Here is a 23489-nt window from a genome sequence, read left to right as displayed (position 1 = left end):
GGCCCTCACTGCAAGCGGTTGCGCAAAGCGGCAACCACATTGAAGGTTTGATTGGCCACCCGATTGTTCGGGTCGGTGAGGGTCAGACTCAGGCGCACACTGCGGATGCGCGCCGGATCACTGGGGTTGCTGCTGTAGGAGGACGCCGCGACATCAGTGGCGGACGCGGCCAGACCGAAGGTCACGTTGAAGGCACTGACGTTATTTACCAGCACCTGCTGGGTCGGGTTGCCGACGCCAGTGCCCATGAGGATCTGGTTGTTGCTGAAAGTGTAGATCAGGCGACGGATCGGAAAGGCGATCTGCCCGCTCGCGGCAGCGCGTAACCCGGTATATGCAGTGGAGCTGTTGCGGCAATCGGAGACCACCGTCCAGGTCGGCGTCCCGCCATTGCCGCCAACATCGGCAGTGACCAGGGTCAGTTTGAGGTTGCTGTTGTCCCAACTGATCGGAGTGATCTGCGCCGCACTGAAGTCCCCAGCGGAGCTCGCGTCGGTAATGCTGCCGAGACAGCCGAACATCCCGACCATGCGTAATTCCTGAATCATCTTGCTCAACACGAAACGCGCGTCTTCCTGCATCGCGGCCGCCGTATTCTGGCTGACGTAGGTGTTTTTCGCGGTGAGGAAGGTCTGCACCACACCCAATACGATGATCAGCCCCAGCGCCAGGGCGATGAGCATTTCGATCAGGCCGAAACCACGGTTGCGCTGCTTCATGGCGTGGCCACCGGGTCGACCGTGGCGCGACTGGTGAGGACGAAGCTGCGCGTGGTGCCGGTGGCATTCGCCGCCCGCGAGTCGTTCCAGTTGATGGTGATGGTGTACACCCGCTGATTGAGGGTGATCGTGCCGGTGGCGCTCGGCCCGCCGAAATTGACAATGTTGGTGGTGAAGTCGTAGAGGTCCTGATCGCGAGCAACACTGAGGTTGCCCGAGGTCGGCGGCGGCACCGTATAGTCGGCGGCGGCGTTGGCGCGGATGCGGTCCATCATGTCGTAGGCGATGAAACTCGCCTGGCTGGTCATCCGCGAACTGTCGGTGTACTTCAGCGCATTGAGCTGCACGGCGGCCGCGCCCAAAATGCCGACGGTCAAAATCAGCAACGCGACCAGCACCTCGATCAGCGACATGCCCTCCTGTGCCTGTTGGCTCCCTGCCCTCATCCGCAACTTCCACCCAATTGAATTCTTCCGTTCAGACACACGTTCAGCGTCCTGCTTTGCGTTCCCAGCACATAACTGATGGCCACCGCCGTCGACGGCGCCGCCAGACCACCGAGATTGTTGAAATCCAGTGCGGTCACTCCTGAGGGTAGCGTCAGAGTCGCGCCACTGCTCATCGCCGGAACAACCCGCAACACATTGGCCGGAGTGCCAGTACTGTCATAGACCGCCAGCTCGCCAGTCCACACGCTGCCACCAGCGCTCGGCCGCAGCCGCGTGGTCACGCCGCGATCGATCGCCTCCAGACGCGCATAGTTGATGGCCCGCTGCAAATCGCCCATTTCGGTATCGGCCCTGCTGCTCTGGATCGAACGGGTAAAGCCCGGTACTGCCAGGGTGATGAGGATCACCATCACCGCCACCGCCGCCAGCAACTCGGGCAGCGTGAAACCTTTTGTACGATGATCCATCGATGCCCTCCGTTGCCGTCGGCTATACCTGCTTCTACAAACTAGAACATTCAACCGCTTCGCGTCGGTTGATTTGCCCTGCCCGCCGCACGGACCGCGCCGGGCCTCATGCTTCAGGGAGGATGTGTTCATGCCGCAACAGGGTTTCAGCCTGATTGAATTGCTTATGGGACTGGCGATTGGCGCAATTGTTCTGGCGCTGGTCAGTCCGGCGTTTGCCGCTTTCAACGAATCGACCCGGCGTGACCAGGCGGCGCAGTCGTTGCTCGAGGGCATTCGCAATGCCCGCACGCAGGCGATCACACGCAATCAGAGCGTGGTGATTCACGGCATCAACGGCGACTGGAGTCAGGGCTGGCGGATCATTCTGGATATCAGCGGCAAGGGGCCGCAGGACCGCGACAATCCCCTGCTGCAGGAACAGGCGAGTGCTGCGCAGATACCGATTGTCGGCAATTGGGCGGTCAGTCGTTACGTGCGTTTCAGCAGTCTGGGACAACCGCTGATGCCCGGGCGGGCATTTCAGGCCGGGACGTTACATCTGTGTTCGACACACGAGCCGGTCAGCCAGCTCCAGGTGGTGCTGGCGGCGACCGGTCGAGTGCGCCTGATGCGGGAGAAAACCGCGCAGGCGCTGTGCGAGAAAGCGCAAGGCGTCAGATCGAACGCACGCGCAGCTCTTTCGGCATCGAGAAGGTGATGTTCTCTTCACGCCCGGCCAATTCATCGGCACCGGTCGCACCCCACGCCTGCAATTGCTGGATCACGCCGCGCACCAGTACTTCCGGCGCCGAAGCACCGGCGGTGATGCCGATACGCTCGACGCCATCGAACCAGCTTTTCTGCAGATCTTCGGCACCGTCGATCAGGTAGGCCGGCGTGGCCATGCGCTCGGCCAACTCACGCAGACGGTTGGAGTTGGAGCTGTTCGGGCTGCCCACCACCAATACCACGTCGCATTCGTCGGCCAGTTGCTTGACCGCGTCCTGACGGTTTTGCGTGGCGTAGCAGATGTCGTCCTTGCGCGGACCACCGATGGCCGGGAAACGTGTGCGCAGGGCATCGATGACGCGACTGGTGTCGTCCATCGACAGCGTGGTCTGGGTCACGAACGCCAGTTTTTCCGGGTTACGCACTTGCAACTCAGCCACGTCTTTTTCGTCTTCGACGAGGTAGATTGCGCCGCCATTGCTGGCGTCGTACTGGCCCATGGTGCCTTCGACTTCCGGGTGACCAGCGTGGCCGATCAGGATGCACTCACGGCCGTCGCGGCTGTATTTGGCGACTTCGATGTGCACCTTGGTCACCAGCGGACAGGTGGCGTCGAACACTTTCAGGCCACGACCGGCGGCTTCGTTGCGCACCGCCTGAGAAACTCCGTGGGCACTGAAGATCACGATGACGTCGTCCGGCACCTGATCCAGCTCCTCGACGAAAATCGCGCCACGGTTGCGCAGGTCTTCAACGACGAACTTGTTGTGCACCACTTCATGACGCACGTAGATCGGCGGCCCGAAGACTTCCAGGGCGCGGTTGACGATTTCGATCGCCCGGTCCACGCCGGCGCAGAAGCCACGGGGGTTGGCGAGTTTGATTTGCATGCTGTGCCTCGTGTCTTGCGCGCAAGAAATTAGATCAATACAGCCCTTGTAGGAGTAAAGCTTTGTGGCGAGGGGATTTATCCCCGATGGGGGCAAAGCCCCCCAAATCCTGACGACGCGGTTCCAGCACGGACGGAGGTGTCTGGATAGGGGGCGCTTCGCACCCCATCGGGGATAAATCCCCTCACCACAAAAGCCCGCTCCCACATTTTTGACCGCGTGCGGTCAGTCAGATCGCTTTGACGTTGATGATCTCGACGTCAAAGGTCAGCGTCTTTCCGGCCAGCGGGTGGTTGAAGTCGACGGTCACTTGCGCGTCGTCGAACTCTTTCACCACGCCCGGCAACTCAGTATTGGCCGCATCGTTGAAGATCACCAGCAAACCCGGCGACAGCTCCATGTCGGCAAACTGCGAACGCGGGATGATCTGTACATTTTGCGGGTTCGGCTGGCCGAAGGCGTTTTCCGGCTCGACGGTCAGCGTGCGCTTGTCGCCGGCCTTGAAGCCGAACAGGGCGGCTTCAAAACCCGGCAGCAGGTTGCCATCGCCGACCTTGAAGGTCGCCGGGGCTTTATCGAAAGTGCTGTCGACCGTGTCGCCGTTCTCCAGGCGCAATGCGAAGTGCAAGGTGACTTCCGTGTTCTGACCGATGCGTTGCTCAGCCAATACCTGTTCAGTCATGAACGGCTTCTCCGGTTTTCTTCGGTTTGAACATATCCAGTGCCAGCATGATCGCGCCAACGGTAATGGCGCTGTCAGCGAAGTTGAACGCCGGGAAGTACCAGCGGTTCTGCCAGTGCACCAGAATGAAGTCGATCACATGGCCCAGGGCAATGCGGTCATACAGATTGCCCAGCGCGCCACCCAGCACCAATGCCAGAGCGACGGCCAGCCAGGTGTCGTTGCGGCCCAGGCGCTTGAGCCAGACCACCAGCACCGCACTGACCACGATCGCGATCAGGGCGAACAGCCAGCGCTGCCAGCCGGAACTGTCGGCCAGAAAGCTGAACGCGGCGCCAGTGTTGTAGGCCAGGGTCCAGCTGAAGTAATCGGGAATGATCACGATCTGCTGGAACATTTCGAGCCTGTTTTCGAAGTAGAACTTGCTGGCCTGGTCGATGACCAGAACCAGCAAACTCAACCAGAGCCAGCTCAACCGTCCGAAACGGCCAACGGAATCAGGCATAGTGACGAACCTCGCCGGCGCCGCTGATGTTGTCGACGCAACGACCGCAGATTTCCGGATGCTCCGGATTCACGCCGACGTCTTCGCGGCAGTGCCAGCAACGCGCACATTTGGCGAAGGCCGATTTGACGATCTTCAGCTTCAGGCCGCTGACTTCGGTGGTTACTGCGTCTGCCGGTGCCTGAACGAAAGGCGCCACGCTGGCGGTCGAGGTGATCAGGACAAAGCGCAGCTCGTTGCTCAGCTTGGCCAGATCAGCGCTCAGCGCCTCTTCGGCGAACAGCGTGACTTCGGCCTGCAGGTTGCCACCGACGGCTTTCGCCGCGCGCTGGATTTCCATTTCCTTGTTGACTGCCACCTTCACTTCCATGATGCGATCCCAGTAGGCGCGACCCAGCTCGAAGCCTTCCGGCAGCTCGGTCAGACCTTCGTACCAGGTGTTGAGCATCACCGACTCGTTGCGCTCGCCCGGCAGGTACTGCCACAGCTCGTCGGCGGTGAACGCGAGGATCGGCGCGATCCAGCGCACCAGCGCTTCGGAGATGTGGAACAGCGCGGTCTGGCACGAACGACGGGCCTTGCTGTCGGCGCCGGTGGTGTACTGGCGGTCCTTGATGATGTCGAGGTAGAACCCACCCAGCTCCTGCACGCAGAAGTTGTGGATCTTCGAGTAGACGTTCCAGAAACGGTATTCGCCGTAATGCTCTTGCAGCTCGCGCTGCAGCAGCAGGGTACGGTCCACGGCCCAGCGATCCAGCGCGAGCATGTCTTCAGCCGGCAGCAGGTCGGTGGCCGGGTTGAAACCGGTCAGGTTGGAAAGCAGGAAGCGCGCGGTGTTACGGATACGACGATAGGCATCCGCGCTGCGCTGCAGGATCTGCTCGGACACGGCCATTTCGCCGGAGTAGTCGGTCGACGCGACCCACAGACGCATGATGTCGGCGCCGAGGGTGTCGTTGACTTTCTGCGGCGCGATCACGTTGCCCAGCGACTTGGACATCTTGCGGCCGGACTCGTCGACGGTGAAGCCGTGGGTCAGCAGTTCGCGGTACGGCGCGTGGTTGTCGATGGCGCAACCGGTCAGCAAGGAGGAGTGGAACCAGCCGCGGTGCTGGTCGGAACCTTCCAGGTACAGGTCGGCACGCGGGCCGGTTTCGTGACCCATCGGGTGCGAACCGCGCAGTACGTGCCAGTGCGTAGTGCCCGAATCGAACCAGACGTCGAGGGTGTCGCTGATCTTGTCGTACTGCGGCGCTTCGTCGCCCAGCAGTTCGGCGGCGTCGAGTTTGAACCAGGCTTCGATGCCTTCGACTTCAACGCGCTTGGCGACCTCTTCCATCAGCTCAACGGTGCGTGGGTGCAGCTCGCCGCTTTCCTTGTTGAGGAAGAACGGGATCGGCACGCCCCAGTTGCGCTGACGGGAGATGCACCAGTCCGGACGGTTGGCGATCATCGAGTGCAGACGCGCCTGGCCCCAGGCCGGAACGAATTTGGTGTCTTCGATGGCTTTGAGCGAGCGTACGCGCAGGGTATCGCCGCTGGTTGGCTGCTTGTCCATGCCGATGAACCACTGTGCGGTGGCGCGGTAGATCAGCGGGGTCTTGTGGCGCCAGCAGTGCATGTAGCTGTGTTCGATGACGGTGGTGTGCATCAGCGCACCGACTTCGGTCAGTTTTTCGACAATGGCCGGGTTGGCTTTCCAGATGAACTGGCCGCCGAAGAATTCCAGCGACGGTACGTACACGCCGTTGCTCTGCACCGGGTTGAGAATTTCGTCGTTGACCATGCCGTACTTCTTGCAGGTCACGAAGTCGTCCACACCGTAGGCCGGGGCGGAGTGAACCACACCGGTGCCGGCGCCCAGTTCCACGTAGTCGGCCAGGTACACCGGCGACAGACGGTCGTAGAACGGGTGACGGAAGTTGATCAGCTCCAGTTGCTTACCGGTGGTGGTCGCGATGACCGAACCTTCAACGCCGTAGCGGGCCAGGCAGGCTTCGACCAGCTCTTCGGCCAGCACCAGCAGCTTGTCGCCGATATCCACCAGCGCGTAGTTGAATTCCGGGTGCACGTTCAGCGCCTGGTTGGCCGGGATGGTCCACGGGGTGGTGGTCCAGATCACGATTGAGGCAGGCTTGCCCAGCGATGGCAGACCGAACGCGGCGGCCAGTTTGGCTTCGTCAGCGATCGGGAAGGCAACGTCGATGGTCGAGGACTTCTTGTTCTCGTACTCGACTTCCGCTTCGGCCAGGGCCGAGCCGCAGTCGAAGCACCAGTTCACCGGCTTCAGGCCTTTGAACACGAAGCCGCCCTTGACGATTTCGGCGAGGGCACGGATTTCGCCGGCCTCATTCTTGAAGTCCATGGTCTTGTACGGGTTGGCGAAGTCGCCCAGCACGCCGAGACGGATGAATTCGGACTTCTGCCCTTCGATCTGCTCGGTGGCGTAGGCACGGCACAGTTCGCGGGTCTTGTCCGCGCCCAGGTTCTTGCCGTGGGTCACTTCAACCTTGTGTTCGATCGGCAGGCCGTGGCAGTCCCAGCCCGGAACGTACGGCGCGTCGAAGCCCGACAGGGTCTTCGAGCGGATGATCATGTCCTTGAGAATCTTGTTCAGCGCGTGACCGATGTGGATCGTGCCGTTGGCGTACGGAGGGCCGTCGTGCAGGACGAACTTCGGACGATCCTTGCCAATCTCGCGCAACTTTCCGTACAGGCCAATACTGTCCCAGCGCTGCAGGATCTGCGGTTCGCGCTGTGGCAGGCCGGCCTTCATTGGGAAGGCGGTGTCCGGAAGGTTTAGCGTGGCTTTATAGTCGGTCATTTAAGGCTCTTCATTAGCGATGGGCGCTAGGTGCGGCTAGTGCACGGGCGGCGGCGACATCCGCGTTGATCGCCGTTTTCAGTGCCTCCAGGGAGGCGAAACGCTGCTCTTCACGCAGCTTTTGGTGGAAAACCACCGTCAGACGCCGGTCATACAGATCGCCGGCAAAATCCAATAAGTGAACTTCAAGGTGGGCCTTGCCATCACCTTGCACCGTGGGCCGTACGCCGATGTTGGCGACGCCGGGCCAGGTCTTGCCGTCGATGTCCACATCCACCAGATAGACCCCGGTGAACGGCACGCGACGACGTTTGAGTTGAATGTTGGCTGTGGGCGTACCCAGTTGCCGGGCCAGTTTCTGGCCATGCAGCACGCGCCCGACGATCCGGTACGGGCGGCCGAGCAGGCGTTCAGCCAGGGCAAAGTCGGCGGCGGCCAATGCGTTGCGCACCTGGGTGCTGCTGACGCGGATGCCGTCCAGCTCGACGGTTTGCGCGGCTTCCACGGTAAAACCGTGGACTTGTCCGGCTTGCAGCAAGAAATCGAAATCGCCGAGGCGGTCGCAGCCAAAGCGGAAATCGTCGCCAACTTCCAGATGCTGAACGCCGAGGCCATCCACCAGGATGGTGTCGACGAATTCGCTGGCGCTGAGCTTGCTCAGGCGCTGGTTGAACGCCAGGCACAGGACCCGGTCGACGCCTTCGGCAGCCAGCAGTTGCAGTTTGTCGCGCAAGCGCGCCAGACGTGCCGGCGCGGTATCGGGGGCGAAGAATTCCCGTGGCTGCGGCTCGAAAATCACCACGCAGCTGGGTACGCCCAACTCGAGCGCACGCTCACGCAGTCGGGCCAGGATAGCCTGGTGACCACGGTGAACACCGTCAAAGTTGCCAATAGTGGCGACGCAGCCCCGATGCTGGGGGCGCAAGTTGTGGAGGCCTCGAACCAGCTGCATAACGCGCTTCTTGCTCATAAAGTGGTCGATTATAACCACACCCGACGGCCGACGACAGGCAACACCGTAACGCAAAGTGAACGAGCCGACAAAACTGCCGGCCCATGCCCGTCCTTAAAGGCTGAAACCTCAGCTCAAGGCCTTGCGATTGAAGTCGCGCAGACGGAAACCGAGCAGCAGCAACATGCCGAAGTAGGCCACCACGCCAGCCACCACCAGCGCACCGAGGCGCAGGAAACGCTCAAGCATATGCCCCTGATCCCACGCCGGCATGAAATGCATGCCCAGCAGCAGCACCGCTGACATCACCGCTACCGCCACCACCAGCTTGAAAGCGAACAGGTACCAGCCCGGTTGCGGCTGATACATCTTTTGTTTGCGCAGTTGATAGAACAGCAGCCCGGCATTCAGGCAGGCACCCGCGCTGATCGCCAAGGCCAGACCGGCATGCGCCAACGGGCCGATCAGCATCAGGTTGAACAGTTGCGTGCAGACCAGGGTGAAGATGGCGATTTTCACCGGGGTGCGGATGTTCTGTTGCGCATAAAAGCCCGGCGCCAGCACTTTGATCACGATGATTCCGAGCAGACCGACCGAATAGGCAATCAGCGCGCGCTGGGTCATCTCGGCATCGAAGCCGCCGAACTGACCGTACTGGAACAACGAAACGGTCAGCGGCTCGGCGAGAATCCCCAGCGCCAGCGAACATGGCAGCACCAGCACAAAACACAGCCGCAGGCCCCAATCGAGAATCCGCGAATACTCGTGGCGATCCTTGCTGGCGTAGGTCTTGGCTAGCGTCGGCAACAGGATTGTGCCCAGCGCCACGCCGAGTACGCCGGACGGCAATTCCATCAGACGGTCGGCGTAGTACATCCACGACACCGAGCCAGCCACCAGAAACGAGGCAAAAATGGTGTTGATGATCAGCGAAATCTGGCTGACCGATACACCAAGGATCGCCGGCAGCATCTGCTTCATCACCCGCCAGACGCCGCTATCACGCAGATTGAGGCGCGGCAGCACCAGCATGCCGATCTTTTTCAGGTGCGGCAGTTGATAGAGCAATTGCGCCAGACCACCCACCAGCACCGCCCAGCCGAGGGCCATGACCGGCGGATCGAAATACGGCGTGAGGAACAGCGAGAACACGATCATGCTGACGTTGAGCAAGGTCGGCACGAAGGCCGGCACCGAGAAGCGGTTCCAGGTGTTGAGGATCGCTCCGGCCAGCGATGACAGGGAGATCAGCAATATATAGGGGAACGTCACCCGCAGCAAATCGGAGGTGAGCTGGAATTTTTCCGGGGTATCGGTGAATCCGGGCGCCGTGGCCCAGATCACCCAAGGCGCAGCGATCATGCCCAGCGCGGTGACAAGCGCCAGCACCAGCGTCAACAAGCCGGAAACATAAGCAATAAAGGTACGGGTCGCCTCCTCGCCCTTCTGGCTTTTGTATTCCGCCAGAATCGGCACGAACGCCTGAGAGAACGCGCCCTCGGCAAAGATGCGCCGCAGCAGGTTGGGCAGTTTGAAGGCAATAAAGAAGGCGTCCGTCGCCATTCCGGCGCCGAAGGTGCGAGCAATGAGCGTGTCACGAACAAACCCGAGAATCCGGGAAAGCATCGTGATAGAGCTGACGGCGGCCAACGATTTGAGCAGATTCATTGAGGAAATGTGTGCCTGTCGATAAACAGCAGGCGAACAATGCGCCTACTTGTGCGATACTCCGCGCCGCAACAGCACAGAGCCAAAGCTCGCGAGTTTACAGGTCAAGCGCCGGAAATAAATATCCCGCCTCTTTACACCTACCACTTAGCGGAACGTTTCAAGCGCCCTTGACAAGACATCTCTTCATCGGCATGATTCGCGGCCTATTTTGTTTGCTATTTCCTAAAAAGTCTTTCGAGGAGCTCGACGGTGGCCAACTCACCTTCCGCCAAAAAACGTGCAAAACAGGCTGAGAAGCGTCGCAGCCACAACGCCAGCCTGCGTTCCATGGTTCGTACCTACATCAAGAATGTAGTTAAGGCCATCGACGCAAAAGACGCTGAAAAAGCTCAAGCTGCATACGTTCTGGCTGTGCCAGTTATCGACCGCATGGCCGATAAAGGCATCATCCACAAGAACAAGGCTGCTCGCCATAAGAGCCGCCTGAATGGCCACGTCAAAGCGCTGAAAGAAGCTGCTTAATCGACGTAGTCATTAAAAAACCGACCTTAGGGTCGGTTTTTTATTGCCTGCAATTTGGCAAATAAAAATGTGGGAGCGAGCTTGCTCGCGAATGCGATCTGCCAGCCGATACTTCTATTGACTGACACGACCTCTTCGCGAGCAAGCCCGCTCCCACATTTGGCTTGATGCTGTTATTGCTGAACCGGTACCCACGGAATAATCGGGATCGCTGTCACCGCATTCTGCGGACTGCCCTCGATTACGCGATCGCTGTAGACCAGGTACACAAGCGTATTGCGCTTCTTGTCGAGGAAACGCACCACCTGCATGGTCTTGAACACCAGCGAGGTGCGCTCCTTGAACACCTCGTCGCCATCCTTCAGCTCGCCCTTGAACTTGATCGGACCGACCTGACGGCAGGCAATCGACGCCTCGGCGCGATCTTCCGCCAGCCCCAGACCACCCTTCACCCCGCCCGTCTTGGCGCGCGACAGGTAGCACGTCACGCCATCGACCTTCGGATCATCAAAGGCCTCGACCACGATCCGGTCATTCGGGCCAACAAACTTGAACACCGTCGACACCTGACCGATTTCCTCGGCCGAGGCCAGCAATGGCAACGCCATCAGCAGACCCAACAATCCTTTTGCCATGCGCATGCGTTTTTTTTCCTTAGACCAGAATCAGGTTGTCACGGTGAACCAGCTCCGGCTCAGCCATGTAGCCCAGCACGCCGACGATCGCATCTGACGACTGACCAATGATTTTTTGCGCTTCCAGAGCACTGTAGTTGGCCAGGCCACGGGCGATCTCACGACCATCCGGCGCCACGCACACCACCATTTCGCCACGACGGAAACTGCCCTGTACCAGCTTCACGCCAACCGGCAGCAAACTCTTGTTGCCCTGCGACAACGCCGAGACCGCACCCTCGTCCAGCACCAGCGTGCCGCGAGTTTGCAGATGCCCGGCCAGCCACTGCTTGCGCGCCGCAAGCATGCCGCGCTCAGGCGACAGCAGCGTACCGATGCGCTCGCCCGCTTTCAGGCGATCAAGCACACGCTCCAGACGCCCACCGACGATGATGGTATGCGCCCCGGAACGCGCGGCCAGACGCGCCGCACGCAGCTTGGTCTGCATGCCGCCGCGCCCCAGCGCACCGCCAGTGCCGCCCGCCACTGCATCGAGAGTCGGATCATCGGCACGCGCCTCATAAATCAGCTGCGCATCCGGATTGTTGCGCGGGTCAGCGTCGAACATGCCATCGCGATCAGTGAGGATCACCAGCAGATCCGCCTCGACCAGATTGGCCACCAGCGCCGCCAGCGTGTCGTTATCGCCGAAACGGATCTCGTCGGTGACCACCGTGTCGTTTTCGTTGATCACCGGAATGACTTTCAGCTCGACCAATGCGCGCAGAGTGCTGCGGGCGTTCAGGTAGCGCTTGCGGTCGGACAGATCGTCATGAGTCAGGAGAATCTGCGCGGTGTGCCGGCCATGCTCGGCAAAGCTCGATTCCCAGGCCTGCACCAGGCCCATCTGGCCGATTGCAGCAGCGGCCTGGAGCTCGTGCATCGCACTGGGTCGTGCGGTCCAGCCCAGGCGGCTCATGCCGGCTGCCACGGCGCCGGAAGACACCAGCACCAGCTCGACGCCTGCTTCATGCAGCGCCACCATCTGCTCGACCCAGACACCCATTGCCTGGCGATCGAGCCCCTTGCCGTCCGCCGTCAGCAACGCGCTGCCGATCTTCACGACCCAACGCTGCGCACCTGTCACTTTGCTCCGCATCATCTTCAACCTTAGCTTGAGGGCGGCGCGACCCAGCGCTGCCCGTGACGTTATTCGTGGCTCTTCGTGACCAGCCGATTCCCAGATACTAAAACGCCGCTCGATTGAGCGGCGTTCAAGTTTATCGCAACGGATCAGTCACGCACGTAAATGATTTCCGGACCGTCTTCGTCATCCACATCTTCTTCGTCCCAGTCATCGTCGCCGATGTCGTGGACCGACTTCACGCCGCTGCGACGCAGGGCACGCTTGTCATCCAGTGCCTGCAGCTGGGCACGGGCTTCGTCTTCGATGCGCTGATCGAGATCGGCCAACTCTTCCTTGTACGCAGGGTCGTTGGCCAGGCGATCGGCACGATCTTCCAGATAACGCATGATGTCGCGAGTCAGGCGCTCGGTGCCTTCTTTGGCGATGGCCGAGATCACGTAGACCGGACCTTCCCATTGCAGACGATCAACGATTTCCTTGACGCGCTCTTCGTGTTCTTCTTCGAGGATCTGGTCGCATTTGTTCAGCACCAGCCAGCGATCACGCTCGGCCAGCGACGGGCTGAACTTGACCAGCTCGTTGACGATCACTTCCGCCGCGTCCGGTGCGCTGGTGTCATCCAGCGGTGCCATGTCGACGAGGTGCAGCAACAGGCGGGTACGCGCCAAGTGCTTGAGGAAGCGAATGCCCAGGCCGGCACCGTCGGAAGCGCCTTCGATCAGCCCTGGAATGTCGGCGATGACGAAGCTTTTCCAGCGATCGACACTGACCACACCGAGGTTCGGCACCAGCGTGGTGAACGGGTAGTCAGCGACTTTCGGCTTGGCAGCCGACACCGAACGAATGAAGGTACTTTTACCGGCGTTCGGCAAGCCCAACAGACCGACGTCGGCCAGCACTTTCATTTCCAGTTTCAGGTCACGCTGCTCACCCGGCTTGCCCGGAGTGGTCTGGCGTGGCGCACGATTGGTACTGGATTTGAAACGGGTGTTGCCCAGACCGTGCCAGCCGCCCTGCACCACCATCAGTTTCTGGCCGGCCTTGGTCAGGTCGCCGATCACTTCCTGGGTGGCCGAGTCGATCACAGTGGTGCCGACCGGCACGCGCAGGATCAGGTCTTCACCCTTCTTGCCGGTGCAATCGGTGCTGCCGCCGTTGGAGCCACGCTCGGCATCGAAGTGCCGGGTGTAACGGTAGTCGACCAGAGTGTTGAGGTTTTCGTCGGCCATCATGTAGATGGAACCGCCGTCACCGCCATCACCGCCGTTCGGGCCACCGTTTTCAATGAATTTTTCCCGACGGAAACTCATGGCGCCATTGCCGCCGTCACCAGCCTTTACGCGAATCGATACTTCATCAACAAACTTCATAACCAACGCCTCTCGCCATACGGACGAGCCGAAAAACAATCAAGACATAAGACTCTTGCAAAAATGAGCGCAGCGACCCAAAACACGACTTGCAGCGCACTGCCGACAGCCCATACAAACAGTTTTGCAAGAGACTCATCCCACAAACGAAAAAGCCCCGTCGCAAGACAGGGCTCTTCCAGCGATCTCGCGATTAAGCCGCGACAACGCTCACGTAACGACGACCGAAGGCGCCTTTTACTTCAAACTTGATCACGCCTTCGATTTTCGCGAACAGGGTGTGATCTTTACCCATGCCAACGCCGTAGCCAGCGTGGAATTGGGTGCCGCGCTGACGCACGATGATGTTGCCGGCCTTGATGACCTGGCCGCCATACATCTTCACGCCAAGGCGTTTGGCTTCTGAGTCGCGACCGTTACGGGTACTACCACCAGCTTTTTTGTGTGCCATGAGTTCAATTCTCCTAGTGAGGAATTAGGCTGTAATTAAGCCTGAATACCGGTGATTTTGATCTCGGTGAACCACTGGCGGTGGCCCATACGCTTCATGTGGTGCTTACGGCGACGGAACTTGATGATGCGGACTTTATCGTGACGACCTTGGGAGATCACTTCAGCCTTGACGGTTGCGCCAGCAACAACAGGTGCGCCGATGTTCACGTCGTCGCCATTGGCGACCAGCAGAACGCGGTCAAAAGTCACGGATTCGCCAGTGGCGACTTCCAGTTTTTCGATCTTCAGGTATTCACCTTCAGCGACCTTGTATTGCTTACCGCCGGTAACGATTACTGCGTACATGGTATTTCTCCGATAATCCTGCTCACCCAGCTCTTTATAAGAAGAGGTATTGGCTGGCATGGCTGCATGGGGCTGGAACGGCCCAAGTGCAATTGCGTAAGGCAGGTGCTGCCCAGGAAGTTCAGGGTGCGCGATTGTACGCAAGCAACGAGAGTCACGCAAGGGGCCGTCCATCGCGCCTTGACAGGCCCCGGTGGGGGTCCTAGCATGCCGCGCAACCCTTCTGGAGCAACTGTCGCTGATGCAACCCCAAGCTTTCTACCGCGCGGTGGCGGACGATTTTAGCGCCGTCGACGGCATCATCAAGAAGCAGCTGACTTCCCGAGTGCCGCTGGTATCGAAAATCGGCGATTACATCACTTCGGCCGGCGGCAAACGCCTGCGTCCTTTATTGGTGCTGCTGTGTGGCAAGGCCCTGGGTCGCGAAGGCGATGACCTGCGCCTGCTGGCCGCCACCATCGAATTCCTGCACACCGCGACCCTGCTGCATGACGACGTGGTCGACATGTCCGGCATGCGCCGTGGCCGTTCGACCGCCAACGCCATGTGGGGCAACGCCCCGAGCGTACTGGTCGGCGACTTCCTGTACTCGCGCTCGTTCGAGATGATGGTCGAACTGGGCTCGATGCCGGTGATGAAAATCCTGTCCCAGGCCACACGCATCATCGCCGAAGGCGAAGTGCTGCAACTGTCCAAGGTCCGCGACGCCAGCACCACCGAAGAAACCTACATGGAAGTCATCCGCGGCAAGACCGCGATGCTTTTCGAAGCCTCGACCCACAGCGCTGCGGCGCTGGCCGGCGCCACCGCCGAGCAGAGCGAAGCCCTGCGCACCTTCGGCGACCACTTGGGTGTGGCGTTCCAATTGGTCGACGACCTGCTCGACTACAAGGGCGACGCCGAGACCCTGGGCAAGAACGTCGGTGACGATCTGGCCGAGGGCAAGCCAACCCTGCCGCTGATCTACACCATGCGCGAAGGCACGCCTGAACAGGCGGCGCTGGTGCGTCAGGCGATTCAGAAAGGCGGTATCGAAGACCTCGAAAGTATCCGCGTCGCCGTGGAAGCCTCGGGTTCGCTGGAGTACACCGCGCAACTGGCCCGCGACTACGTGGCCCGTGCGATCAAGTGCCTCGAGGCGCTGCCGGCCAGCGAGTATCGCGATGCGCTGGTGGAATTGAGTGAGTTTGCGGTCGCACGCACGCACTGATTCTGCCCTTTGTGGGAGCGGCGGTGCGACGATTCGACTTGCTCGCGAATGCGATTAGCCAGTCAACTTCAATGTTGACTGAACTGACGCCTTCGCGAGCAAGCCCGCTCCCACAGTTGTTTCTGCGCTATGCCCTCCTCCGCACAAAACCCTATACAATGTGCGACTTTTAGCGATCCCCTCTCCAAGGAGCCTTAGTGAGCACGTTGCCACCCTGCCCGAAATGCAATTCCGAATACACCTACGAAGACGGTGCCCAACTGATCTGCCCTGAGTGCGCCCACGAGTGGTCGGCCGGCGGCGAAGCTGAAGCGGCGTCCGATGATGCCGTGAAGAAAGATTCGGTCGGCAACGTCCTGCAGGATGGCGACACCATCACCGTGATCAAGGACCTGAAGGTCAAGGGCACCTCGCTGGTGGTCAAGGTCGGCACCAAGGTCAAAAACATCCGCCTGTGCGATGGCGACCACGACATCGACTGCAAGATCGACGGCATCGGCCCGATGAAGCTCAAGTCCGAGTTCGTCAGAAAGGTCTGATCCTGCTGCCAGCCATCCCGCGCCCGACGCGGGATGGTGCTTTGCCCTCCCCCGCTTTACCCCCGCTCACCCGCGTGATAGCCAGACGCCAGCCGTTTTGACCTTACGCACTCTTTACCCGAAAAAAATCGCATTCTGTCCATAGGCGCTTGCTATTTGACGAATAAGAATTATTCTCATTGAAACCTTTCAAGGAGATACGACCCATGACTTATTTGATCGATGCCTGGCTGGACCGCCCACATCCGTACCTCAGGATCCTGCATCGGGAAACCGGGGAAGTCTGTGCGGTACTGGAAGAAGACGCCCTGCATGAGCTGCAGGATCAAGGCGATCTGGACGTCAGCAGCCTGAATTCCAGCGAGCCACTGGTGCTCAAGGAGCTGGTACGCAATCTGTTCCTGTTCTGCTACGCCCGGGCGTTGCGCCCGACCGGTGAAGTGCAGCACAAGATCGAAATATGAGGATCAACACAAAACCTGTGGGAGCGAGCTCGCTCGCGAAGGCTTCAACTCGAATCTCAAGTTAGACCGAGTCGCCTGCATTCGCGAGCGAGCTCGCTCCCACAAAGGTCTTACAGAACGTCCAGCAGCTCGACGTCGAATACCAGAACGCTGTGCGGCGGGATGCTGCCAACGCCTTGGGCGCCGTAGGCCAGTTCGCTTGGCACGTACAGGCGCCATTTGCTGCCGGCATTCATCAGTTGCAGCGCTTCGGTCCAGCCGGCGATCACGCCGCCTACCGGGAATTCGGCTGGCTGGCCACGATCGTAGGAGCTGTCGAACACAGTGCCGTCGATCAGCATGCCGTGGTAGTGAGTCCGCACGGTGTCTTCACGGGATGGCTTGGCGCCTTCGCCCTGGGTCAGCACTTCGAATTGCAGACCGGAAGCCAGGGTGGTGATGCCTTCTTTCTTGGCGTTTTCAGCCAGGAACGCACGGCCTTCGCCAGCGGCGGCTTCAGCCTTGGCGGCGGCTTCGGCTTGCATGATCTCGCGGATCACTTTGAAGCTGGCGGACATTGCTTCCTGATCCACACGGCTTGGTTTGCCGGCGAATGCGTCGGTCAGACCGGCCAGGATCGCGTCCAGGCTGACACCCGGTGGCGGGTTGTCGCGCAGCTGGTCACCCAGCTGACGGCCGATGCCGTAGCTGACGCGGGTTTCGTCGGTGGACAGATTTACTTCGGACATGACACTGCTCCGCTGTGCGGACGGCCATCAGACTTGCCGTGCGTACACAGCGCGTCCCGGCACGCCCGGAACCTAAAAGGGCGAGAAGACTAGCACAGATGCCCGGCGATGGCGCGCAAGGCCTACAGGGCCGAGCGCCAGGCCAGCGGTACTTTCAGGCTTTCATCGTCTCTGCTGGCCAGGCCGCACATTTCGTCATGCACCGAGGTGTGTACGAGGTTGAACGGCAGCACCGGAAAGTTGTGCAGCAAGTCCCGCGCATGCTCCACCGAACGCAGCTGCAGCATCTTGCCCTTGAGATCACTCAGCGGATACGCCGCACCATGCATCCGCGCCTCAAGCAGATAAATTCCGCCTTCCATGGAGATCAGGTTCAGTTCATCGACCTTTCTGGCAATGGCGAACGCATTCAACTCTTGCAGGTTCATGAACGCACCTCGTGCGGTGGCGAGCCAGGACCCTTACAGGGATAGGCCTGCGCGCACCAAAGCACAAGCCACAAACGACACCGCCCGTCTGTTTCGCAACAGACGGGCGGTGTTTTTCCAGCGAGCAGGCAATGATCAGTGCTTGGTGAGCTTGTCCAGATAACCCATGGCAAACGCCGAAATCACGAAGGTCATGTGAATGATCACGTACCACATCAAATGCTGGGGATCGACGTTCTTCGCGTCCATGAAGATCCGCAGCAGGTGGATCGAGGAAATCGCCACGATCGACGCCGCCACTTTCATCTTCAGCGACGAGGAGTCCATGGTGCCCAGCCAGCTGAGCTTCTCTTTGCCTTCGTCGATGTTCAACTCGGACACGAAGTTCTCGTAGCCGGAAATCATCACCATCACCAGCAAGCCGCCCACCAGTGCCATGTCGATCAGCGACAGCAGCACCAGGATCAGCTCCGATTCAGCCATGGAGAATACGTTGGGAATGACATGAAACACTTCCTGGAAGAATTTCAATGCCAGCGCCAGCAGCCCGAGGGACAGCCCGATATAGATCGGCGCCAGCAGCCAGCGCGTGGCGTACATTGCATTTTCGATAAAGCGTTCCATTGACTCTCACACAATAAGGATTGAAATCGGCGGCGAGTATACCAGCCGCCCGTGACAGCCAGAAACCGCCTGGCTCATACCTCCAATCACCGCGACCTGCGTGTGTATGTGATTTTTTTTCTGCTACTGTCCAAACCATTGACCGCCTAGCGAAAGTGGACAGGACGACTGGAAATGCATGTGCGATTGCCGTTGACGAGTACCGGAATTTGTCTCGCTCTGCTGCTGGGTGGCTGCTCTCCCGGCGAAGAAAAGAAACACTCGGTCAGCCTCGACGCGAAGACGGCAAGCTTCGAACATTCACTGGACGCCATCACCGATCCGAAGCTCAAGGACGCCGTGACCGAGCTCGGCGGTTCGCTGCTGCTGCTCGAGCGCGCGCAACTCAAGCTCGACAGCACCCCGCTGAAAACCGTGTATGGCGAAGACACCCTCGGCCTCCTCAAGCACTACCCTTCGACGCAGGCGCTGGTCGACACTTACATCAATGGCTTGTTCGTACTGAACAAAGACGCCAGCTCCGATTACCTCACCGATCTGCAACCGGTGTTCCCCTTCAATCTCAACGTGCCCGGCGGCTTTCTGTTCCCCCACGGCGTGGAATGGCAGTCGGTGACGCTGAGCAACAAACGGGTGGTCGCCTATCAGCCGGAATGGTCGGAAACCGATCCCGGCATCCAGTTGAGCCCGTCCAGCTCCAACGTCAACAACCCCGATGACCTGACCGTGACTTACCCGTTCATTGAGGGGCTGGACGTGGACAAAAAGACTCAGCCGCAACCGGTGAGCCTGCAAGGTAACGTCGAAGTCATCACCCCGCGCCGGCTGTTCAGCTTCAACCTGAGCCAGAAGGACGTCGGCCAGACCCGCACCGATGACAACCTCAGCGTTACCCTGCTGAAGCTGGAAAAGAACTACGCCGAGGTCGAGTTCAGCAACAGCCTGCCGCTGGCCCCGGAGGTCGAAGGCGCTCCGCTCAATCCGTTGATCGTTCAGGCCCGCGATACCACCGGGCAATACCTGGTACGCGCCGGCTCGATCAACGAAAGCCCGGCCCAGGTCGCGTTCTATGAAAAACAACTGGCGCAGCTGCAACAGCAGAAAACCTGGAGCGAGTCTCTGGAGAAACAGCTGGAGGACCAACAGCACGCTTTCGAACAGCAGCATCCACGCCGCTACAACAAAGTCTACTTCAACGGCCCCATCGACACTCTGGAAGTCAGCGTGCTGGATTTCTCATCAGCGACCGTGACCCGCAAGGCGCTGGACCTGCCGGTGCGCACCTTCAGCCAGCACACCACGGACAAAACCATCCAGCCACTGGACCCGGCGGTGGTGGTGTATGACGATCTGGCACCGAACTGGCTCAAAGGCGCGAGCCTGACCGAGGAGGCGCTGAAGGCCGGCGTTCGCATCCACCAATCCGTTGAAGAGCCCAGTGCGGCGCGCATCGAGTTCTCCCACCGGCGAACCTTCAACGATGAACTGCTTGGCGACGATTTCAGCCCCGGCGAAAGCCCGGTGACGTTCTTCACCGAAAAGCGCAGCGGCAAACTCGATGAGCCAATCGAATTGCCGCCCGAGGCGTATCAGGTCGATCCGCTGCAAGCGACCATTACCTACGATTTGAACCTGTTCCCGGAAACCCCGGCGATTGCAGTGGGTTCGATGCCGTTGTTTCTCGCCACCGTAGACAAGCAAACCTACGACGCCAAGTCGCTGCCCAAAGGCCTGGAAATCAAGAACAACACGCTGGTAGTGGACCTCAAACGGTTCCCGGCCAACGCCTGGCGATTCTTCGTCAAGGACGACAGCGGCAACTACCTGAAGCAGATCCTCTCGGTCAGCCATGATGCGAGCGCGGAAGGCCCGGCGCTGTTTGGCGTGCATTACTTCTATGGCCGTCCAACGCAGGTGGAGACCTATCAACGAACCGAGCTCAACACCGTGCAATACGGCTTTGAGGTCAAGCTCGACAAGGCGCAGCTGGCCGACTCGGCGCCCTGAAAAGCAAGATCAAAAGATCGCAGCCTGCGGCAGCTCCTACATGGCCAGGTTTCAATTGAGGGTGCGCCCGCGTCCTCCGTTGATCTGCCGCAGTTGCGCCTGCAGGTGCAGGCTCCAGATCTGCGGATCGTCGGCCAGTTCATAGCCGTGCATTGTCAGGCTTTCCACAATGGTGTCGAGAATCGACTCGGCGGCGACCGGGCCGTGGAACGGTCCCTGTGCCTTGATCGCGGAAGGTTGTTCACCGGCCATGCCGGCGGCGAAGAGCAGCGTCCACATGCCGTTATCGCCGGCCAACGGCTTGACGGCGCACTCGATACGGGTCACGAGACCCAGGCATTGACGGGTGAGGCAGAGGTTGCGCGACATGGCGGCGACCCTCGGTAAAGCCGGTATTCAGCCTTCACGCGAAGGCTGTTTCGATCCAGTGATACTGTCGATGTCCTTGAGCTGAGAATAGAAGAAAAGTCTGCCGCGCAAGCCGGATAGAACCAGAAGGCGCCGAATGGTCATTGTGTGAATTCTGACGCCAGAGTAGTGGCACTTTTCCCGACGTTCGCCACAAATTTCAATCTGCAAAACAACTGTGGGAGCGAGCTTGCTCGCGAAAGCGGTGGGTCAGTCAACCGATGTTGTCGACTGATCCACCACATTCGCGAGCGAGCTCGCTCCCACAGTTTTTGACCGCGTAAGGCTTTAGGCCGGTTTTGCTTCGGCTAATGCTTCCTGAGCCAGCTCCTTCTCGGCTTCCTTGAGGTCGTCTTCGCTGATCATCTCGGCGATATCGCGCAGACGCTCCACCACCCGTGCGTTGATGCTGCCCTCGGGGAACTGGCCATCGGCATCCGGCTCACCCGCCGGCTCGCCGACCAGCAGGCTCAGCGCCTCGTCGGCCTGGCGCACGGCGTACACGTGGAACTGCCCGGCACGTACCGCCGCCAGAACCTTCTCGTCGAGCATCAGCGTGGCGACGTTGGCCTGCGGAATGATCGCGCCCTGCTCGCCGGTCAGCCCGCGGGCCTCGCAGAGGCGGAAGAAGCCTTCGATCTTCTCGTTGACCCCGCCGACCGCCTGCACCTCGCCGAACTGGTTGATCGACCCGGTGATTGCGAAGCACTGCTTGAGCGGGGTTTTCGACAGCGCCGAAATCAGCGTGCAGGCCTCGCCCAGCGAGGCACTGTCGCCATCGACGTAACCATAGGATTGCTCCAGGGCGATGCTCGCGGAAATCGCCAGCGGGAATTCCTGGGCGTAACGGCTGCCCAGATACCCAGTGAGAATCATCACACCCTTGGAGTGAATCGGCTGACCGAGGTTGACCTCGCGCTCGATGTCGACGATGCCGCTGCCGCCCGGGTACACCGTGGCGGAAATCCGCGCCGGCACACCGAATGCCGAATCACCGACTTCGAGCACGGTCAGGCCGTTGCACTTGCCGACCGCGGCGCCGTCGGTGTCGATCAGGATGATCCCGGCGAGCATGTCGTCGAGAATCCGCGCCGATACCCGGCCGGTGCGTGTGGCCTTGGCTTTCAGCGCGCGCTCGATGTGCCCGGCATCGGTCATTTCATCGCCGGCCAGGTGACGAATGAAGTCGGCCTCGCTGACCAGTTGGAACAGGTCGCCAATACGCGCCGACAAACGCCCCTGATGCTCGGCCAGACGTGCGCTGTAGGTCGCCAGACGCGCCACCGCATCAGCGGTCAGCGGCGCCATGCCTTCTTCCGAGGTGCGGGTTTTCAGCAACTGGGCGAACTGCTCCAGGCTTTCGTCGACCATCGGGATGTCTTCGTCGAAGTCGACCAGCACCCGGAACATCTCCTGGAAGTCCGGATCGAGGTCCTGCAGCGTGTAGTAAAGCGACCGCGCGCCGATGATGATGACTTTGACCTGCAGCGGAATGTGCTGCGGATTGAGGGTCACGGTGGCGAACCGGCCCATCTCGCCCAGCGGCGATTCCATCTTCAGTTTGCGCGATTGCAGGGCGCGTTTCAGCGCGTCCCACACGAACGGCTCGCTGAGCATTTTTTCCGCTTCAAGAATCAGGAAGCCGCCGTTGGCGCGATGCAATGCACCCGGACGCAATTGGCGATAGGTGGTGTAAAGCGCGCCTTGGTCGGTGGTGTATTCGATGCGGCCGAACAGGTTTTCGTAAGTCGGGTGCGGCTCGAACACCACCGGCGCGCCGCCACTGGCCGGGTGACCGACCACCAGGCTTGGCGCATATTGTTCTTCGAGCAGCTTGCGCGCCACCGCGTCAGTCTTGCTGTCGTCGACCAGTTGCTCGACCACGGTTTTCAGCAGGTAGACCTGCATCGCCTGCAGGTAACCGCAGACCGCAGCGTTTTCCGCGTACTTCTCCGACAGCGGCGACAGCAGTGGCTGCAAGGCCAGGGTGATGGTTTCTTCGTTGAGCTGACGCAACTGATTGTTCGACTCGCGCTTCCACTGCGGCAGGCTGGCGAGTTCTTCGTTCAGGCGCTCTTCAAGACCGGAAATGTCCTCGTGAAAACGCTCACGCTCGGCTTCCGGCAATTGCGAAAACTCGGCTTCGTCCAGCGCCTTGCCTTCGAGCATCGGGGTGAAGGCGATGTTGCTGCTGTCGCGGTACAGCGCGACGTCTTTCTCCAGGGCCAGGCGCTCGATGACGTCCAATGCCTTGTCGTAGCGCTGGTTGAAGGCGCGGTCGATGGCACTTTTCTTCTGCTGGTAGGACGGGTGTTCGAACACTGCCGGGAAGGTCGCCAGCAAGTTGTCGATCAAGCCGTTGATGTCGCCGATGAACGCACCGGCGGTGCCCGACGGCAGCTCCAGCGCGCGGGGCTCGCGCGGTTCATCGAAGTTGTTGACGTAGACCCAGTCCGCCGGGGTCTGCAGGCGTTTGCCTTCGGCTTTGAGGTAGCGTTTGACGAACGAGAAGCGCCCGGTGCCGGGCTCGCCCATGACGAATACGTTGTAACCGGGGCGTAGCATGGCCACACCGAACTGCAGGGCTTCGACCGCGCGTTCCTGGCCAAGCACACCGCGAAAGGGCTCCAGATCATTGGTGGTAGTGAAGCTGAACTGTTCAGCGGAAAACGGACGGGTCAGCGCTTCGGGCGCTAGACGCAAGCTGGCAGCAACAGAATCAGGCATCGGGCTTCCTTAACAATCAGGCGGGGCAGGTAG

Annotated in this window: 25 protein-coding genes; 6 read left to right on the top strand and 19 right to left on the bottom strand. The window is 60.3% G+C overall.

From position 1 onward, the window contains the following. Window positions 1–5: 5 nt before the first annotated feature. Genes ACXR0M_RS21175 through ACXR0M_RS21165 form a run of 3 tightly spaced genes read right to left on the bottom strand, consistent with a single transcriptional unit; the run spans window position 6 to window position 1635 of the window. The gene (locus tag ACXR0M_RS21175) at window positions 6–719 is read right to left on the bottom strand and encodes a PilW family protein (protein WP_458833704.1); all 714 of its coding nucleotides are present in this window, start codon (window positions 717–719) and stop codon (window positions 6–8) included. After that, the gene (gene pilV / locus ACXR0M_RS21170) at window positions 716–1165 is read right to left on the bottom strand and encodes a type IV pilus modification protein PilV (protein ID WP_458833703.1); all 450 of its coding nucleotides are present in this window, start codon (window positions 1163–1165) and stop codon (window positions 716–718) included. Before pilV ends, ACXR0M_RS21175 begins: the two co-directional genes overlap by 4 nt. Beyond that, window positions 1162–1635 carry a GspH/FimT family pseudopilin gene (locus tag ACXR0M_RS21165; protein ID WP_458833702.1) on the bottom strand — a complete coding sequence of 158 codons (474 nt, stop codon included), beginning with the start codon at window positions 1633–1635 and terminating at the stop codon, window positions 1162–1164. The genes pilV and ACXR0M_RS21165 overlap by 4 nt, the downstream gene beginning before the upstream one ends. Window positions 1636–1765: 130 nt before the next feature. Here ACXR0M_RS21165 and ACXR0M_RS21160 point away from each other — a divergent pair, with 130 nt between their 5' ends. Next, window positions 1766–2335 (top strand): GspH/FimT family pseudopilin, encoded by a 570-nt coding sequence (locus ACXR0M_RS21160; RefSeq protein WP_458833701.1) that lies wholly within the window; start codon window positions 1766–1768, stop codon window positions 2333–2335. Here ACXR0M_RS21160 and ispH read toward each other — a convergent pair. The 6 genes from ispH to murJ all read right to left on the bottom strand — a co-directional run bounded on the left by ispH (window position 2292) and on the right by murJ (window position 9867). Beyond that, window positions 2292–3236: a 4-hydroxy-3-methylbut-2-enyl diphosphate reductase gene (ispH, locus tag ACXR0M_RS21155; protein WP_086792860.1), complete on the bottom strand. Its 945-nt coding sequence runs from the start codon at window positions 3234–3236 to the stop codon at window positions 2292–2294. The genes ACXR0M_RS21160 and ispH overlap by 44 nt on opposite strands. A gap of 229 nt (window positions 3237–3465) precedes the next feature. Then, on the bottom strand, window positions 3466–3903 hold the full coding sequence (fkpB, locus tag ACXR0M_RS21150) for an FKBP-type peptidyl-prolyl cis-trans isomerase (protein ID WP_262143304.1): 438 nt from the start codon (window positions 3901–3903) through the stop codon (window positions 3466–3468). 7 nt (window positions 3904–3910) lie between these two features. Continuing rightward, window positions 3911–4423: a signal peptidase II gene (lspA, locus tag ACXR0M_RS21145; RefSeq protein WP_458833700.1), complete on the bottom strand. Its 513-nt coding sequence runs from the start codon at window positions 4421–4423 to the stop codon at window positions 3911–3913. After that, complete coding sequence (gene ileS / locus ACXR0M_RS21140; protein ID WP_458833699.1) at window positions 4416–7247, bottom strand: isoleucine--tRNA ligase; 2832 nt, start codon at window positions 7245–7247, stop codon at window positions 4416–4418. Before ileS ends, lspA begins: the two co-directional genes overlap by 8 nt. Window positions 7248–7260: 13 nt before the next feature. After that, window positions 7261–8199: a bifunctional riboflavin kinase/FAD synthetase gene (ribF, locus tag ACXR0M_RS21135; RefSeq protein ID WP_458833698.1), complete on the bottom strand. Its 939-nt coding sequence runs from the start codon at window positions 8197–8199 to the stop codon at window positions 7261–7263. Window positions 8200–8328: 129 nt separating this feature from the next. After that, window positions 8329–9867: a murein biosynthesis integral membrane protein MurJ gene (gene murJ / locus ACXR0M_RS21130; protein ID WP_458833697.1), complete on the bottom strand. Its 1539-nt coding sequence runs from the start codon at window positions 9865–9867 to the stop codon at window positions 8329–8331. Window positions 9868–10119: 252 nt separating this feature from the next. On the opposite strand from murJ, the gene rpsT reads away from it, so the two are divergent. Beyond that, a complete protein-coding gene (gene rpsT / locus ACXR0M_RS21125; protein ID WP_003228351.1) occupies window positions 10120–10392 on the top strand; it encodes a 30S ribosomal protein S20 in 273 nt (90 codons plus the stop codon). Between the two features lie 173 nt (window positions 10393–10565). Here the strand turns inward: rpsT and ACXR0M_RS21120 are convergent, their stop codons facing one another. From ACXR0M_RS21120 to rplU, 5 genes are all read right to left on the bottom strand, one after another. Further along, window positions 10566–11033, bottom strand: coding sequence for a CreA family protein (locus ACXR0M_RS21120; protein ID WP_458833696.1), 468 nt, complete (start codon window positions 11031–11033; stop codon window positions 10566–10568). A 13-nt stretch (window positions 11034–11046) separates the two neighbouring features. Next, on the bottom strand, window positions 11047–12165 hold the full coding sequence (gene proB / locus ACXR0M_RS21115; protein ID WP_458833695.1) for a glutamate 5-kinase: 1119 nt from the start codon (window positions 12163–12165) through the stop codon (window positions 11047–11049). Window positions 12166–12299: 134 nt separating this feature from the next. Next, entirely contained in the window at window positions 12300–13523 is a 1224-nt protein-coding gene (cgtA, locus tag ACXR0M_RS21110) for an Obg family GTPase CgtA (RefSeq protein ID WP_108590524.1), read from the bottom strand. 193 nt (window positions 13524–13716) lie between these two features. Next, entirely contained in the window at window positions 13717–13974 is a 258-nt protein-coding gene (gene rpmA / locus ACXR0M_RS21105; RefSeq protein ID WP_003228360.1) for a 50S ribosomal protein L27, read from the bottom strand. Between the two features lie 35 nt (window positions 13975–14009). After that, window positions 14010–14321 (bottom strand): 50S ribosomal protein L21, encoded by a 312-nt coding sequence (gene rplU / locus ACXR0M_RS21100; RefSeq protein ID WP_003228361.1) that lies wholly within the window; start codon window positions 14319–14321, stop codon window positions 14010–14012. A gap of 241 nt (window positions 14322–14562) precedes the next feature. Here rplU and ACXR0M_RS21095 point away from each other — a divergent pair, with 241 nt between their 5' ends. The 3 genes from ACXR0M_RS21095 to ACXR0M_RS21085 all read left to right on the top strand — a co-directional run bounded on the left by ACXR0M_RS21095 (window position 14563) and on the right by ACXR0M_RS21085 (window position 16534). Then, window positions 14563–15531: a polyprenyl synthetase family protein gene (locus tag ACXR0M_RS21095; RefSeq protein ID WP_458833694.1), complete on the top strand. Its 969-nt coding sequence runs from the start codon at window positions 14563–14565 to the stop codon at window positions 15529–15531. Between the two features lie 197 nt (window positions 15532–15728). Beyond that, window positions 15729–16070, top strand: a complete 342-nt coding sequence (locus ACXR0M_RS21090) for a zinc ribbon domain-containing protein YjdM (RefSeq protein WP_095057175.1) — start codon at window positions 15729–15731, stop codon at window positions 16068–16070. Between the two features lie 206 nt (window positions 16071–16276). After that, window positions 16277–16534: a PA4570 family protein gene (locus ACXR0M_RS21085; RefSeq protein WP_458833693.1), complete on the top strand. Its 258-nt coding sequence runs from the start codon at window positions 16277–16279 to the stop codon at window positions 16532–16534. 110 nt (window positions 16535–16644) lie between these two features. Here ACXR0M_RS21085 and ACXR0M_RS21080 read toward each other — a convergent pair whose 3' ends face one another. From ACXR0M_RS21080 to ACXR0M_RS21070, 3 genes are all read right to left on the bottom strand, one after another. After that, on the bottom strand, window positions 16645–17262 hold the full coding sequence (locus ACXR0M_RS21080; RefSeq protein ID WP_003228367.1) for an FKBP-type peptidyl-prolyl cis-trans isomerase: 618 nt from the start codon (window positions 17260–17262) through the stop codon (window positions 16645–16647). A gap of 122 nt (window positions 17263–17384) precedes the next feature. Further along, window positions 17385–17690, bottom strand: coding sequence for a DUF6482 family protein (locus ACXR0M_RS21075; protein ID WP_458833692.1), 306 nt, complete (start codon window positions 17688–17690; stop codon window positions 17385–17387). 135 nt (window positions 17691–17825) lie between these two features. Continuing rightward, on the bottom strand, window positions 17826–18314 hold the full coding sequence (locus ACXR0M_RS21070; protein WP_458833691.1) for a TIGR00645 family protein: 489 nt from the start codon (window positions 18312–18314) through the stop codon (window positions 17826–17828). Window positions 18315–18488: 174 nt separating this feature from the next. Here ACXR0M_RS21070 and ACXR0M_RS21065 point away from each other — a divergent pair, with 174 nt between their 5' ends. After that, window positions 18489–20321 (top strand): hypothetical protein, encoded by a 1833-nt coding sequence (locus ACXR0M_RS21065; protein ID WP_458833690.1) that lies wholly within the window; start codon window positions 18489–18491, stop codon window positions 20319–20321. Window positions 20322–20372: 51 nt separating this feature from the next. On the opposite strand, the gene ACXR0M_RS21060 is transcribed toward ACXR0M_RS21065, so the two are convergent. Continuing rightward, window positions 20373–20690 carry a PA4575 family protein gene (locus tag ACXR0M_RS21060; protein ID WP_458833689.1) on the bottom strand — a complete coding sequence of 106 codons (318 nt, stop codon included), beginning with the start codon at window positions 20688–20690 and terminating at the stop codon, window positions 20373–20375. Window positions 20691–21017: 327 nt separating this feature from the next. Further along, window positions 21018–23456 carry a Lon protease family protein gene (locus ACXR0M_RS21055; protein WP_458833688.1) on the bottom strand — a complete coding sequence of 813 codons (2439 nt, stop codon included), beginning with the start codon at window positions 23454–23456 and terminating at the stop codon, window positions 21018–21020. Window positions 23457–23489: the final 33 nt, after the last annotated feature.

The sequence above is a fragment of the Pseudomonas sp. Eth.TT006 genome (assembly GCF_054456575.1).
Note: the sequence above shows the minus strand (reverse complement) of the source record. Positions and strands in the feature narration are given on the sequence as shown.

Excerpts from the sequence above, each read along its gene's own strand:
- ACXR0M_RS21055 (WP_458833688.1), bottom strand. The coding sequence starts at position 23,456 with ATGCCTGATTCTGTTGCTGCCAGCTTGCGTCTAGCGCCCGAAGCGCTG.
- proB (WP_458833695.1), bottom strand. The coding sequence starts at position 12,165 with ATGCGGAGCAAAGTGACAGGTGCGCAGCGTTGGGTCGTGAAGATCGGC.
- murJ (WP_458833697.1), bottom strand. The coding sequence starts at position 9,867 with ATGAATCTGCTCAAATCGTTGGCCGCCGTCAGCTCTATCACGATGCTT.
- ACXR0M_RS21085 (WP_458833693.1), top strand. The coding sequence starts at position 16,277 with ATGACTTATTTGATCGATGCCTGGCTGGACCGCCCACATCCGTACCTC.
- ACXR0M_RS21065 (WP_458833690.1), top strand. The coding sequence starts at position 18,489 with ATGCATGTGCGATTGCCGTTGACGAGTACCGGAATTTGTCTCGCTCTG.
- ACXR0M_RS21080 (WP_003228367.1), bottom strand. The coding sequence starts at position 17,262 with ATGTCCGAAGTAAATCTGTCCACCGACGAAACCCGCGTCAGCTACGGC.
- ACXR0M_RS21120 (WP_458833696.1), bottom strand. The coding sequence starts at position 11,033 with ATGCGCATGGCAAAAGGATTGTTGGGTCTGCTGATGGCGTTGCCATTG.
- rpmA (WP_003228360.1), bottom strand. The coding sequence starts at position 13,974 with ATGGCACACAAAAAAGCTGGTGGTAGTACCCGTAACGGTCGCGACTCA.
- ACXR0M_RS21070 (WP_458833691.1), bottom strand. The coding sequence starts at position 18,314 with ATGGAACGCTTTATCGAAAATGCAATGTACGCCACGCGCTGGCTGCTG.
- ACXR0M_RS21075 (WP_458833692.1), bottom strand. The coding sequence starts at position 17,690 with ATGAACCTGCAAGAGTTGAATGCGTTCGCCATTGCCAGAAAGGTCGAT.
- cgtA (WP_108590524.1), bottom strand. The coding sequence starts at position 13,523 with ATGAAGTTTGTTGATGAAGTATCGATTCGCGTAAAGGCTGGTGACGGC.
- lspA (WP_458833700.1), bottom strand. The coding sequence starts at position 4,423 with ATGCCTGATTCCGTTGGCCGTTTCGGACGGTTGAGCTGGCTCTGGTTG.
- ACXR0M_RS21095 (WP_458833694.1), top strand. The coding sequence starts at position 14,563 with ATGCAACCCCAAGCTTTCTACCGCGCGGTGGCGGACGATTTTAGCGCC.
- rplU (WP_003228361.1), bottom strand. The coding sequence starts at position 14,321 with ATGTACGCAGTAATCGTTACCGGCGGTAAGCAATACAAGGTCGCTGAA.
- pilV (WP_458833703.1), bottom strand. The coding sequence starts at position 1,165 with ATGAGGGCAGGGAGCCAACAGGCACAGGAGGGCATGTCGCTGATCGAG.
- ACXR0M_RS21060 (WP_458833689.1), bottom strand. The coding sequence starts at position 20,690 with ATGTCGCGCAACCTCTGCCTCACCCGTCAATGCCTGGGTCTCGTGACC.
- ACXR0M_RS21165 (WP_458833702.1), bottom strand. The coding sequence starts at position 1,635 with ATGGATCATCGTACAAAAGGTTTCACGCTGCCCGAGTTGCTGGCGGCG.
- ACXR0M_RS21160 (WP_458833701.1), top strand. The coding sequence starts at position 1,766 with ATGCCGCAACAGGGTTTCAGCCTGATTGAATTGCTTATGGGACTGGCG.
- ispH (WP_086792860.1), bottom strand. The coding sequence starts at position 3,236 with ATGCAAATCAAACTCGCCAACCCCCGTGGCTTCTGCGCCGGCGTGGAC.
- ACXR0M_RS21175 (WP_458833704.1), bottom strand. The coding sequence starts at position 719 with ATGAAGCAGCGCAACCGTGGTTTCGGCCTGATCGAAATGCTCATCGCC.
- ileS (WP_458833699.1), bottom strand. The coding sequence starts at position 7,247 with ATGACCGACTATAAAGCCACGCTAAACCTTCCGGACACCGCCTTCCCA.
- ribF (WP_458833698.1), bottom strand. The coding sequence starts at position 8,199 with ATGCAGCTGGTTCGAGGCCTCCACAACTTGCGCCCCCAGCATCGGGGC.